Source organism: Streptomyces sp. NPDC054841 (assembly GCF_053611045.1).
Window position 1 is genome coordinate 1 of record NZ_JBSGZO010000237.1, and the last position, 13079, is coordinate 13079.

Annotated in this window: 10 protein-coding genes; 7 read left to right on the plus strand and 3 right to left on the minus strand. The window is 71.6% G+C overall.

Annotated elements, in window-relative coordinates:
- The 3 genes from ACWGI8_RS26795 to ACWGI8_RS26805 all read right to left on the minus strand — a co-directional run.
- Positions 1 to 1299 (minus strand): DUF58 domain-containing protein (locus ACWGI8_RS26795; RefSeq protein WP_453664652.1); only part of this gene is annotated, 1299 nt, incomplete at its 3' end.
- Entirely contained in the window at positions 1299 to 2354 is a 1056-nt protein-coding gene (locus tag ACWGI8_RS26800; RefSeq protein ID WP_453664654.1) for an AAA family ATPase, read from the minus strand. The genes ACWGI8_RS26800 and ACWGI8_RS26795, both read right to left, overlap by 1 nt.
- Positions 2355 to 2556: 202 nt before the next feature.
- Entirely contained in the window at positions 2557 to 3099 is a 543-nt protein-coding gene (locus ACWGI8_RS26805; RefSeq protein WP_453664656.1) for a beta-class carbonic anhydrase, read from the minus strand.
- Positions 3100 to 3407: 308 nt separating this feature from the next.
- Between ACWGI8_RS26805 and rsmH the strand changes: the two genes are divergently transcribed.
- From rsmH to murD, 7 genes are read left to right on the plus strand one after another with little or no spacing between them, the layout of a single operon-like run.
- The gene (gene rsmH, locus ACWGI8_RS26810) at positions 3408 to 4391 is read left to right on the plus strand and encodes a 16S rRNA (cytosine(1402)-N(4))-methyltransferase RsmH (protein WP_453664658.1); all 984 of its coding nucleotides are present in this window, start codon (positions 3408 to 3410) and stop codon (positions 4389 to 4391) included.
- A gap of 25 nt (positions 4392 to 4416) precedes the next feature.
- Positions 4417 to 4950, plus strand: coding sequence for an FtsB family cell division protein (locus ACWGI8_RS26815; RefSeq protein ID WP_453664659.1), 534 nt, complete (start codon positions 4417 to 4419; stop codon positions 4948 to 4950).
- Between the two features lie 4 nt (positions 4951 to 4954).
- On the plus strand, positions 4955 to 6904 hold the full coding sequence (locus ACWGI8_RS26820; protein ID WP_453664661.1) for a peptidoglycan D,D-transpeptidase FtsI family protein: 1950 nt from the start codon (positions 4955 to 4957) through the stop codon (positions 6902 to 6904).
- Between the two features lie 17 nt (positions 6905 to 6921).
- Positions 6922 to 8577, plus strand: a complete 1656-nt coding sequence (locus tag ACWGI8_RS26825) for a UDP-N-acetylmuramoyl-L-alanyl-D-glutamate--2,6-diaminopimelate ligase (RefSeq protein WP_453664663.1) — start codon at positions 6922 to 6924, stop codon at positions 8575 to 8577.
- Complete coding sequence (locus ACWGI8_RS26830) at positions 8574 to 10013, plus strand: UDP-N-acetylmuramoyl-tripeptide--D-alanyl-D-alanine ligase (protein WP_453664665.1); 1440 nt, start codon at positions 8574 to 8576, stop codon at positions 10011 to 10013. Before ACWGI8_RS26825 ends, ACWGI8_RS26830 begins: the two co-directional genes overlap by 4 nt.
- The gene (mraY, locus tag ACWGI8_RS26835; RefSeq protein ID WP_453664667.1) at positions 10010 to 11080 is read left to right on the plus strand and encodes a phospho-N-acetylmuramoyl-pentapeptide-transferase; all 1071 of its coding nucleotides are present in this window, start codon (positions 10010 to 10012) and stop codon (positions 11078 to 11080) included. Before ACWGI8_RS26830 ends, mraY begins: the two co-directional genes overlap by 4 nt.
- Complete coding sequence (gene murD, locus ACWGI8_RS26840) at positions 11077 to 12504, plus strand: UDP-N-acetylmuramoyl-L-alanine--D-glutamate ligase (RefSeq protein WP_453664668.1); 1428 nt, start codon at positions 11077 to 11079, stop codon at positions 12502 to 12504. Before mraY ends, murD begins: the two co-directional genes overlap by 4 nt.
- Positions 12505 to 13079 lie beyond the last annotated feature (575 nt).

Here is a 13079-nt window from a genome sequence, read left to right on the forward strand (position 1 = left end):
CTCGCGGGCGGCCTGACGCCACAGATCGGGCAGCGCCCCGCCGGGCGGGACGGCGACCGCCGTCCACCCGGCCTCGCGCAGCCTCCGCAGCCGTTCCTCGACGGCGTCGTCCACCGCGCCGCCCGTCACCCAGGGGCCGCTGTCCAGGACGAAGGCGACCGCGGCACCGCTGCGCTGCCGCATCCGGGCCGCGACCGCGGCCTGCTCCTCGTCCAGATCGCCGACGAAGGCGACCAGCAGCCCCTCGTTCCCGCCGCGCAACACGTCGTACGCGCGCGAAAGCCCCGCTCCGTCCGAGTGGTCCACCACCGCGAGAGCGTCCAGCATCAGCCCGGCCGACTCGGCGGACTCCTGCGTGGACCCGGCGAAACCGTCGGCTCCCTCGCCGGGCACCGACGTCCCCGTGTCCGTCAGCAGCCGGACCGAGAAACCCCGCTCCAGCATGTGCACCAGCACCGAGGCCGCGCCCGACACCGCCCACTCGAAGGCCGAGTCGGGACCCGCGCCCTGGTAGGCGCCCCGTCGGGTGTCCAGCAGCACCGTGCACCTGGCCCGCTGCGGCTGTTCCTCGCGCCGGACCATCAGCTCGCCGTAACGCGCGGTGGAGCGCCAGTGCACCCGGCGCAGATCGTCCCCGTGCCGGTACGTACGCGGAATCACGTCGTCCTCACCGGCCAGGGCCAGCGACCGCTGGCGACCGTCGCCGTACCCGGCTGCCTCGCCCGACAGCCGCACCGGCGGCAGCGGCTCGGTCCGCGGGATGACGGTCAGCGTGTCGTAGGCGCTGAAGGAGCGGGTCAGCTCGCACATCCCGAACGGGTCCGTGAGCCGCAGCTGCAGCGGTCCGAGCGGGTAGCGCCCGCGCAGATCCGACCGGACCCGGTACGAGACCTCGCGGCGGCCGCCCGCCTCCACCCGGTCCAGCACGAACCGGGGCCGCGGCCCCAGCACGTACGGCACGTGGTCCTGCAGCATCAGCAGACCCGTGGGCATCCGCGAGACGTTGTCCATCCGCAGATGCACCCGGGCCTCGGACCCGGCCGGTACCCGGGCCGGGAACAGCCGGCGGCTGCCCGCCACCCGGTAGCGCGTGCGGTACAGCACGGCCACACAGATCAGGGGCAGCACGGCAAGCAGCATCCCGACCCGGAGCAGATCGCCCTGCCCCAGCACATAGGCGCACACAGCCGCGGCCACACCGGCCGCCAGGAAGGAACGGCCGCGTGTGGTCAGCCCGCCGAGAGCCGCCCGCAGACCGCCCTTCTCCTCATCGCCGGCGGCAGGGCTCCCGGCCGCCATCAGAGCCGCCGGACGCCGGGCCGCTGCTGGCCGTAGAGCGCGCCGCCGCCGGGAGCCTGCCGGCCCGCGTCGCCGTATCCGGTGTCCGAGCCCGAGGTGGGTACGGGCGTGCGCTGCAGGATCTCCAGCACGACCTGCTCGGCGGTGCGGCGGTTCAGCTGCGCCTGAGCGGTGGGCAGCAGCCGGTGCGCCAGCACCGGCACCGCGAGCGACTGCACATCGTCCGGCAGGGCGTAGTCCCGGCCGCTGAGGGCGGCCGAGGCCTTCGCGGCGCGCAGCAGATGCAGCGTGGCGCGCGGCGACGCCCCCAGTCTCAGATCGGGGTGGTTGCGCGTGGCGGCGACCAGTTCCACCGCGTACCGGCGCACGGAGTCGGCCACGTGGACCGTGCGCACCGCGTCGATCAGCTTCACCATGTCGTGGGCGTGCGCCACCGGCTGCAGATCGTCGAGCGGCGACACCTCACCGTGCACATCGAGCATCTTGAACTCGGCCTCCGGGGTCGGATACCCCATCGACACCCGGGCCATGAAGCGGTCGCGCTGCGCCTCGGGCAGCGGGTACGTGCCCTCCATCTCCACCGGGTTCTGCGTGGCCACCACCATGAAGGGATGGGGCAGTTCGTACGTCTGCCCGTCGATGGTGACCTGCCGCTCCTCCATCGACTCCAGCAGCGCCGACTGGGTCTTGGGCGACGCGCGGTTGATCTCGTCGCCGATCACTATCTGCGCGAAGATCGCGCCCGGCTTGAACTCGAAGTCGCGCCGTTGCTGGTCGTAGATCGACACACCCGTGATGTCCGACGGCAGCAGGTCCGGCGTGAACTGAATACGCCGTACCGAGCAGTCGATGGAGCGTGCCAGTGCCTTGGCCAGCATCGTCTTGCCCACGCCCGGAACATCCTCGATGAGCAGATGTCCCTCGGCCAGCAACACTGTCAGCGAAAGCCGTACGACCTCAGGCTTGCCCTCGATCACACTCTCCACCGACCTGCGGACACGCTCCGCTGTGGTGGTCAGATCTGTGAGGCTCGCTCGATCGTCATAGGTCGTCACCCGGCCCTCCTCGGCCCGTTCCATGGGCCGATGCGCTGCTTACGGCACGGCCCACCCCAAAACACGGACACCCCCTCCGGTCGGTTCCGTAGAGGTGTCACACCCGCATTCTTGTTGCCGTTACCGCTTCGTGTCACTCGCCTGTGGATAACTCGGCGCGATATGTCAGGGGTTGCTGTCTTTGGTTGCTGTCCTTCGCGGCTCACACAGCAGGGTCGATCTCCCGCAGCAAACCGCTCGTGACGTCGAAGACGAAGCCGCGGACATCGTCGGTGTGCAGCAGGAACGGCGAGGTGCGCACCCGCTGCATCGACTGCCGTACGTCCTGGTCGACGTCGCGGAACGCCTCCACCGCCCAGGCCGGCCGCTGCCCCACCTCGTCCTCCAGCTCGTGCCGGAAGTCCTCGGTCAGACTCTCCAGACCGCAGTTCGTGTGGTGGATGAGTATCACGCTGCGGGTCTTGAGCGCGCGCTGGCTGATCGTGAGCGAGCGGATCACGTCGTCGGTGACGACACCGCCGGCGTTGCGGATGGTGTGGCAGTCGCCCAGCTCCAGGCCGAGCGCCGCGTGCAGATCGAGCCGGGCGTCCATGCACGCCACCACCGCGACCTGCAGCACGGGTCGCGCGTCCATCCCGGGGTCGGTGAAGCCCGCGGCGTAGCGCGTGTTCGCTTCGACGAGCCGGTCGGTGACCGTGCCGCGCGCGAGGGCGGCGTCTGCAGGGAGGTTTGCGGAGGTCGACATGTCTATGACGGTAGTGGCCACGGCCGCCCGTGGCGCGCTGTGAGAGCGGACAAAGAACGTCAATGACGCCTGTTGTGAGGTAACCCACAGGCGTGAGCGGGCTGGACCCATATGGGTGAGCTGTCCCGATTGCGGCCGCGGTGCCGGGCGGGCCGTGCGACGCGCCAGCCGGTTGATTGACCGGCCCGGTCAGTGGACTAAAGTGACGCGCAGTTCACGGACACTTCCTGCACATTTCCACGATTTCCCCGCGCGTGCGGCAAAACGTACGGCCCGGCCTCCGCCCGCGCCGGACCTGAGAGGGCGCATTGAGCCAGCGACACGTCCCGGTGATGCTCCAGCGGTGCCTGGACCTGTTGGCGCCCGCCCTGGAGCGGCAGCCCGGTGCGGTCCCCCCTGCCGAAGGCCGGGAGCCGGTCGTCGTCGACTGCACCCTCGGCCTCGGCGGACACAGCGAGGCCCTGCTCGCCCGCTTCCCGGACGTACGGCTCGTCGCGCTCGACCGGGACAAGGAAGCGCTGCGGCTGTCCGGCGAGCGGCTCGCCCCGTTCGGCGACCGCGCCACGCTCGTGCACGCCGTCTACGACGAGCTCCCGGACGTCCTCGACCGGCTCGGCATCACCGGCGTCCAGGGCGTCCTCTTCGACCTCGGTGTCTCCTCCATGCAGCTCGACGAGGCCGACCGTGGCTTCGCCTACGCCCAGGACGCCCCGCTCGACATGCGCATGGACCAGACGACCGGGGCCAGCGCCGCCGAGGTCCTCAACGCCTACCCGCCGGGCGAGCTGGTGCGGATCCTGCGCGCGTACGGCGAGGAGAAGCAGGCCAAGCGGATCGTCGCGGCCATCGTGCGGGAGCGGGAGAAGGAGCCCTTCACCACCAGTGCGCGGCTCGTCGAGCTGATCCGCGACGCCCTCCCGCAGGCCGCCAAGCGCACCGGCGGCAACCCCGCCAAGCGCACCTTCCAGGCCCTGCGCATCGAGGTGAACGGTGAGCTGACGGTTCTGGAACGGGCCATCCCGGCTGCCGTCAAATCCCTCGCCGTCGGCGGTCGGATCGCCGTCCTCTCGTACCACTCGCTGGAGGACCGGCTGGTCAAGCAGGTCTTCGCGGCGGGAGCGGCCAGCACCGCGCCGCCCGGCCTGCCCGTCGTCCCCGAGCGCTACCAGCCCCGGCTGAAGCTCCTCACCCGCGGCGCCGAACTGCCCACGGAGGAGGAGGTCGCCGAGAACCGCCGGGCGGCGCCCGCACGGCTGCGCGGCGCGGAGCGCATCCGCGAGGACGAGCGGTGACAGCAGCGGCGGGGGAGGGCGAGCGGTGAAGAAGGCCGCCGGGGAACTCAAGGGGCGGGCCGCGCGGCTCGCACGGCTCATGCCGTCCGGGCCCAGCACCGCGGCCCGGACCCCTTTCGTCCTGCTGGTCGTCGTACTGCTCGGCGGCGGCCTGATCACCCTGCTGCTGCTCAACACCTCCCTCAACGAGGGCTCGTTCAAGCTGAGCGAGCTCAAGAAGAAGACCACCGAACTCACCGACGAGGAGCAGGCGCTCCAGCGGGACGTGGACGGCCGCTCCGCCCCCGACGCGCTGGAACGGCGGGCCCGCGAGCTCGGCATGGTGCCCGGCGGCAGCCCCGCCTTCCTGAACCCGGACGGCACGGTCCGCGGGAAGCCGAGGAAGGCCCAGGCCGACCCGTCCGCTGTACGGGTCCCCGCCAAGCCGCCTGCCGCGCCCCCCGCCAAGCCGCCTGCCGCGCCCCCTGCCGCGCCGCCTGCCGAGCCGCCTGCCACGCCCCCCGCCGAGCCCCCCGCATCCGGTACGCCGAAGCCGCCCCCCACGACCCCCGGCAGGTGACGCAGTGCCCCTCAAGGAACCACCGCGCCGCCGTGTGCCGGGCCCCGCGCGTCCCGGCGGCTCCGCGAACCGCAGCCGCCCCGCCCAGCGCGGGCCCCGCCCCACCGCCGGGCCCCGCCACATCCGGCTCGGCAGCCCCCGCCCCCGGCTACGGCTGGTCAGCCTCGCCTTCACCCTCGTCCTGCTGGTGTTCGTCGTCCGGCTGCTCCAGGTGCAGGCCGTCGACGCCGGCACGTACGCGGCCCAGGCGGAGAAGAACCGGTACATGAGCCTCAAGCTGGCGGCCGAGCGCGGCGAGATCACCGACCGTTCCGGGATCGCCCTCGCCACCAGTGTCGACGCGTACGACATCACCGCCGACCCGCTGATGTTCACGCCCGAGGAGAGCAAGGCCCCGGACGCGCCGGAGCAGGCCGCCGCGCTGCTGGCGCCGATCCTCGGCGAGGACGCCGCCGAGCTCGCGAACAGACTGAAGGCCCCCAAGTCCCGCTACACCGTCCTGGCCCGCCGTCAGACGCCGCAGGTCTGGAACCAGATCAAGGACCTCAAGAGCGCCTTCGCCAGGAAGGCCAGAACGGACAAGGCCAAAGGCGGTCCCGGCGCCGATGTCCTCGCGGGCGTCTTCCGGAAGGCCAGCAGCAAGCGCGTCTACCCCAACGGCGATCTCGCCGCCGGGATACTCGGTTACGTCAACGCCGACGGCCGCGGCGCCGGCGGCCTGGAGTCCATGTTCGACGAGGACCTCGCCGGCGAGGACGGCAAGATCTCGTACGCCCAGTCCGGCGGCCGGCGGGTGCCCACCGCCGGAGCCCGCGAGACCCCCGCCGTCCCCGGCTCCGACGTCGAGCTCACCATCGACCGTGACATCCAGTGGGCCGCCCAGCGGGCGATCGACGAGCAGGTGACGAAGTCCAAGGCGGACCGCGGCTACGTGATAGTGCAGAACACCAGGACGGGAGAGGTCCTGGCGATGGCCAACGCGCCGGGCTTCAACCCCAACGACCTCTCCCAGGCCAACGCCGCGGCCATGGGCAACGCCGCTCTCCAGGACGCGTACGAGCCCGGCTCCACCAGCAAGGTCATGTCCATGGCCGCCGTGCTGGAGGAGCAGGCCGCCACGCCCGGCACTCATGTCACCGTCCCCAACCGGCTCCACCGCGGAGACCGGCTCTTCAAGGACGACATCGACCACCGCACCTGGTACCTGACGCTCAACGGCGTACTCGCCAAGTCCAGCAACATCGGCACGATCCTCGCGACCGGCCAGCTCGGCGACACCCAGGCGGAGGCCAACAGGGTCCTCCACTCCTACCTGCGGAAGTTCGGCATCGGCAGCCCGACCGGGCTCGGCTACCCCGGCGAGACCCCCGGCATCCTCGCCGAGCCCCAGGACTGGTCCACCTCGCAGCAGTACACGATCCCGTTCGGCCAGGGACTGTCGTTGAACGCGATGCAGGCCGCCTCGGTCTACTCGACCATCGCCAACGGCGGCGTACGCATCGAACCCACCCTGGTCCGCGGCACCAGGGGCCCCGGCGGGCGCTTCGATCCGGCCCCCGCACCCAAGAAGACCCGTGTGGTCAGCGAGAAGACCGCGAAGACGCTCGCCACCATGCTCGAGTCGGTCGTCGGCGACGAGGAAGGCACCGGCAGCAGGGCCCGGATCCCGGGCTACCGCGTCGCGGGCAAGACCGGCACGGCGAACAGGGTCGACCCGAAGCTCGGCCGCTACAAGGGCTACACCGCCTCCTTCGCGGGCTTCGCACCGGCCGACGATCCGCAGATCACCGTGTACTGCGCCATCCAGAACCCGACCAAGGGCAGCTACTTCGGCGGCCAGATCTGCGGACCCATCTACAAGAAGGTCATGGAGTTCGCGCTCAAGACCCTGCAGGTCGCTCCGACCGGCAGTGCCCCCGCCCGGCTTCCGGTCACCTTCGAACCCGGCCCGTGACCCGGGAGGAACAGCAAGTGAGAACGATCACGCCCGATTCCGGGAACCACGGTCTTGAACGGACCTCATTTAGCACCGGTCCCGGTACGCCCGGTACGCTCACCGCCGTGTCACATGCTGATCAGTACCGAACCGCCCCGCCCCGTCCGGCCGAGGTCCGCCCGATCGACCTCGCAGAGCTGGCCGACCGGCTCGGGGTCGAGCCCCCGGGCTCCGGCGCGGTCACCGGCATCACCCACGACTCGCGGGCGGTACGCCCGGGAGACGTGTACGCCGCACTGCCCGGCGCCCGGCTGCACGGCGCCGACTACGTCGCCCAGGCCAAGGACCTCGGCGCGGCCGCGGTCCTCACCGACCCGACGGGCGCCGACCGCGCCGCCGCGACCGGACTGCCGGTCCTGGTCACCGGGAACCCGCGCGGCAGGATGGGCGAGCTCGCCGCCGCCATCTACGGACGGCCCGGCGAGGACCTGCTGCAGATCGGCATCACCGGCACCTCGGGCAAGACCACCACGGCGTACCTCGTCGAAGGCGGGCTGCGCGGAGCGGGCCACCGCACCGGCCTGATCGGCACCGTCGAGATGCGCATCGACGAGGAGCGCATCAAGTCGGAACGGACGACCCCCGAAGCCACCGATCTGCAGGCCCTGTTCGCGGTGATGCGCGAGCGAGGTGTCGAATCGGTGGCCATGGAGGTCTCCAGCCACGCCCTGGTGCTCGGCCGGGTCGACGGCTGCGTCTTCGACGTCGCCGTCTTCAACAACCTCACGCCGGAGCACATGGAGTTCCACTCCGACATGGAGGACTACTTCGGCGCCAAGGCCCAGCTCTTCACCCCGGCCCGCGCGCGGCGGGGCGTCGTGAACCTCGACGACGAGTACGGCCGCAGACTGGCGACGGAGTCGGCCATTCCGGTCGTCACGTTCTCCGCCGAGGGGCACCCCGATGCCGACTGGCGTGCCGAGGGCGTCGAAGTCGGCTCGCTCGGCTCCACGTTCACCGCCGTCGGGCCCCAGGGCGAGCGGGTACGCGCCGCGGCGCCGCTGCCCGGCCCGTTCAACGTCGCCAACACCCTGGCCGCGATCGTCACCCTGGCCGTCGCCGGGATCGATCCGCAGACCGCGGCCGACGGCGTCGCCGCCGTCCCCGGCGTGCCGGGCCGGCTGGAGCGCGTCGACGCCGGCCAGCCGTATCTCGCGGTGGTCGACTACGCGCACAAGACGGACGCTGTGGAGTCGGTCCTGCGCTCCCTGCGCAAGGTCACCAAGGGAAAGGTGCACGTCGTGCTGGGCTGCGGCGGGGACCGCGACCGGACCAAACGCGGCCCGATGGGTGCCGCCGCGGCCCGCCTCGCGGACACCGCCGTACTGACCTCCGACAACCCCCGCTCCGAGGACCCCCTCGCGATCCTCGCCGCGATGCTCGCGGGCGCCGCCGAGGTGCCGGTCCACGAGCGCGGCGACGTCCTGGTCTTCGAGGACCGGGCCGCCGCCATCGCCGCTGCCGTCGCACGCGCCGAGACGGGCGACACCGTGCTGGTCGCGGGCAAGGGCCATGAGCAGGGCCAGGACGTCGCCGGGGTGGTCCGTCCCTTCGACGACCGCCAGGTCCTTCGCGAAGCGATCGAGCACCGTCACAAGACGTCACAAGAACAGTCAGGGATGAAGCAGTGATCGCCCTCTCCCTCGCCGAGATCGCCGAAATCGTCGGCGGGCAGTCGTACGACATACCGGATCCGTCCGTGCAGGTCACGGGACCCGTTGTCCGGGACTCCCGTGAGGTCGGGCCCGGCAGCCTCTTCGCAGCCTTCGTGGGCGAGCGCGTCGACGGCCACGACTACGCCGCGGACGTGATCGCGGCGGGCGCGGTCGCCGTGCTGGCCTCGCGTCCGGTCGGCGTCCCCGCGATCGTCGTCGACGACGTCCAGCGCGCGCTGGGTGCCCTCGCGCGCGCCGTCGTGGAGCGGCTCGGCGCGACGCTCGTGGCCCTCACCGGCTCCGCGGGCAAGACCAGCACCAAGGACCTCATCGCGCAGGTCCTGCGGCGCAAGGCGCCGACCGTCTGGACGCCGGGCTCCCTCAACAACGAGATCGGCCTGCCGCTGACCGCGCTGAGCGCCACCGAAGAGACCAGGTTCCTGGTCCTGGAGATGGGCGCCCGCGGCATCGGCCACATCCGCTATCTCACCGGCCTCACCCCGCCGAGGATCGGCCTGGTGCTCAACGTCGGCACCGCCCACATCGGCGAGTTCGGCGGCCGCGAGCAGATCGCCGAGGCCAAGGGCGAGCTCGTCGAGACGCTCCCCCCTGCCGACGAGGACGGTGTGGCCGTCCTCAACGCCGACGACCCTCTCGTACGCGCCATGGCCTCCCGCACGAAGGCACGCGTCGTCCTGTTCGGTGAGTCGGACGAAGCGGACGTTCGCGCCGAGAATGTCCGGCTCATGCCGAGCGGACAGCCCGCATTCCGGCTTCGCACACCCTCCGGGTGCGGCGACGTGACCTTGCGGCTGTACGGTGAGCACCACGTGTCGAACGCGCTCGCCGCGGCCGCCGTCGCCCATGAGCTGGGCATGTCCGTCGACGAGATCGCCCTCGCGCTCTCGGAGGCCGGCACCCTCTCCCGCTGGCGTATGGAGGTCACCGAGCGTCCGGACGGTGTGACAGTCGTCAACGACGCCTACAACGCGAACCCCGAGTCCATGCGAGCCGCCCTGCGTGCGCTCGCGGCCATGGGCGCGGCCGCCCAGGCCGGTGGGGGACGTACGTGGGCGGTGCTCGGCCCGATGGCCGAGCTCGGGGGCGAGTCGCTGGCCGAGCACGACGCGGTCGGACGGCTCGCCGTCCGGCTCAACGTCAGCAAGCTCGTCGCAGTCGGGGGCAGGGAAGCGTCCTGGTTGCAACTGGGCGCATATAACGAGGGTTCGTGGGGTGAGGAGTCGGTGCACGTGTCCGACGCGCAGGCGGCGGTCGACCTGTTGCGCAGAGAGCTGCGCCCGGGGGATGTCGTACTGGTGAAGGCTTCCAGGTCGGCCGGGCTCGAGCGGATCGCCCAGGCGCTGCTTGAGAACTCCACCGAGTCGTCAGAGGGGCAGGTCGCCGGCCGATGAGGCAGATCCTCTTCGCGGGAGCCATCGGGCTCTTCCTGACCCTCATCGGCACCCCTCTGCTGATCAAGCTGCTGGCCCGCAAGGGATACGGGCAGTTCATCCGTGATGACGGCCCGCGCAGCCACGGCAGCAAGAAGGGCACGCCCACCATGGGCGGCATCGCCTTCATCCTGGCCACGCTGATCGCGTACGCCGTCACCAAGGTGATCACCGGAGAGGACCCGACCTTCTCGGGTGTGCTGGTGCTCTTCCTGATGGCGGGGATGGGCCTGGTCGGCTTCCTCGACGACTACATCAAGATCGTCAAGCAGCGGTCGCTGGGTCTGCGGGCCAAGGCGAAGATGGCCGGACAGCTGATCGTCGGTATCGCCTTCGCGGTGCTGGCCCTGCAGTTCGCCGACATCCGCGGTCAGACCCCGGCCTCCACCAGGCTGTCGTTCGTCACCGACTTCGGCTGGTCCATCGGCCCGGTGCTGTTCGTCGTGTGGGCGCTGTTCATGATCCTCGCCATGTCGAACGGCGTGAACCTCACCGACGGTCTGGACGGTCTGGCCACCGGAGCGTCCGTGATGGTCTTCGGCGCGTACACCTTCATCGGGCTCTGGCAGTTCCAGGAGTCCTGCGCCAACGCGATGACGCTGACCAACCCCAACGCCTGTTTCGAGGTGCGCGACCCGCTCGACCTCGCGGTCGTCGCCTCCGCGCTGATGGGTGCCTGCTTCGGCTTCCTGTGGTGGAACACCTCGCCCGCCAAGATCTTCATGGGTGACACCGGTTCGCTGGCCCTCGGCGGCGCGCTCGCCGGCCTCGCGATCTGCTCCCGTACGGAGCTGCTCCTCGCGCTCCTCGGCGGTCTGTTCGTCCTGATCACCATGTCCGTGATCATCCAGGTCGGCTCCTTCCGGCTTACCGGGAAGCGCGTGTTCCGGATGGCTCCGCTGCAGCACCACTTCGAGCTCAAGGGGTGGTCGGAAGTCCTTGTGGTGGTCCGTTTCTGGATCATTCAGGGCATGTGCGTCATCGTGGGACTGGGACTCTTCTACGCGGGCTGGGCGGCCGACAAGTGAGTACGCAGGACTGGCAGGGCAAGCGCGTCACCGTCGCCGGGCTGGGCGTGAGCGGCATTCCCGCCGCCCGCGTCCTGCACGGTCTCGGCGCGGTCGTCACGGTCGTCAACGACGGCGACGACGAGCGCGCGCGTGCGCAGGCCGCGGAGCTGGAGGCGGAGGGAATCACCGTCCGCCTCGGTGACGGGTCGACCCTGCCGGAGGGCACCGAGCTGGTCGTCACGGCGCCCGGCTGGAAGCCCGACAAGCCGCTCTTCGTGGCCGCCGCCCAGGCCGGGGTCGAGGTCTGGGGCGACGTCGAACTCGCCTGGCGGCTGCGGGGCCTGGACGGCAGGGAAGCAGCACCCTGGCTCGCGGTCACCGGTACCAACGGCAAGACCACGACCGTGCGGATGCTCGCGTCGATCCTGGAGGCGGCGGGTCTGAAGACCGCCGCCGTCGGCAACATCGGCGTCTCGCTGCTGGACGCGGTGCTCGGTGACACGGCGTACGACGTCCTCGCCGTCGAGCTCTCCAGCTACCAGCTGCACTGGGCGCCCTCGCTGCGCGCCCACTCCGCCGCCGTGCTCAACCTGGCGCCGGACCACCTCGACTGGCACGGCTCCATGGAGGCGTACGCCGCCGACAAGGGCCGTATCTACGAAGGCAACACGGTCGCCTGCGTCTACAACGTGGCGGACCCCGCCACCGAGGACCTCGTGCGCGAGGCGGACGTCGAGGAGGGCTGCCGGGCGATCGGCTTCACGCTGGGGACCCCCGGGCCCTCGCAGCTCGGCGTCGTGGACGGGATCCTGGTGGACCGGGCGTTCGTCGAGAACCGGCAGAAGCAGGCCCAGGAGCTCGCCGAAGTCACGGACATCAACCCACCCGCCCCGCACAACATCGCGAACGCGCTCGCCGCGGCGGCGCTCGCGCGTGCCTTCGGCGTCGCACCGGCCGCCGTACGGGACGGTCTGCGGGCCTTCCGGCCCGACGCGCACCGCATCGAGCTCGTCGACGAGGTCGACGGCGTCTCGTACGTCGACGACTCCAAGGCCACCAACACCCATGCCACGGAAGCCTCTTTGGCGGCGTACGACCCGATCGTCTGGATCGCGGGCGGGCTCGCCAAGGGCGCGACGTTCGACGAACTCGTCGAGAAGTCGGCGAAGCGACTGCGCGCGGTGGTCCTCATCGGCGCGGACCGGGCGCTGATCCGGGAAGCCCTCGCGCGACACGCGCCCGAGGTCCCGGTGGTCGACCTCGACCGGACCGACACTGGGGCGATGTCGGCGGCGGTCCGCGAAGCGGCACGGCTGGCGCTGCCGGGGGACACCGTTCTGCTGGCCCCGGCGTGCGCCTCGATGGACATGTTCGCCAACTACAACAAGCGAGGCGAGGCCTTCGCGGACGCGGTCCGCGCTCTCGCCGCCGAGCGCGCCTGACCGGCCCGGGCCCCGCCGCCTCGACCCGGCGGCGTCGGCCACGACTGGAGGGGACAGCGACCATGCCGCCCGACGCGCCTCACCCCCCGGGGTCCGGCACCACCCCGGCACCCCGCACTCCCGCGACCCGTGCCGCCGATCCCACGGCCGCGGGTCCCAGGGCTGCTGATCCCTGTGCCGCCGGTCCTACGGCTGCGGGTCCCTGTGCCGCCGGTCCCAGGGCCGCCGACGTCCCCGTGCTCGCGGGGCCGGGTGCCACGGCTGCGGGTCCCAGGGCTGCTGATCCCTGTGCCGCCGGTCTCACGGCTGCCGATCCCTGTACCGCCGATCCCACGGCTGCCGGTCCCACGGCTGCTGATCCCTGTGCCACCGGTGCCACGGCTGCTGATCCCTGTGCCGCCGGTCCCAGGGCCGCCGACATCCCCGTGCCCGCGGCGCCGGGTGCCACGGCGGCACGTGCCGCTGCCGGCAGCGGCGTGGGGCGGCGTGCGCCCTCGACCCCCGTGCCCCGGAATCCGGGGCCGTCGGACCCTCCTCCGGCCGATGGCTCCGTGGCCGCCGGTGCTCCCGCATCC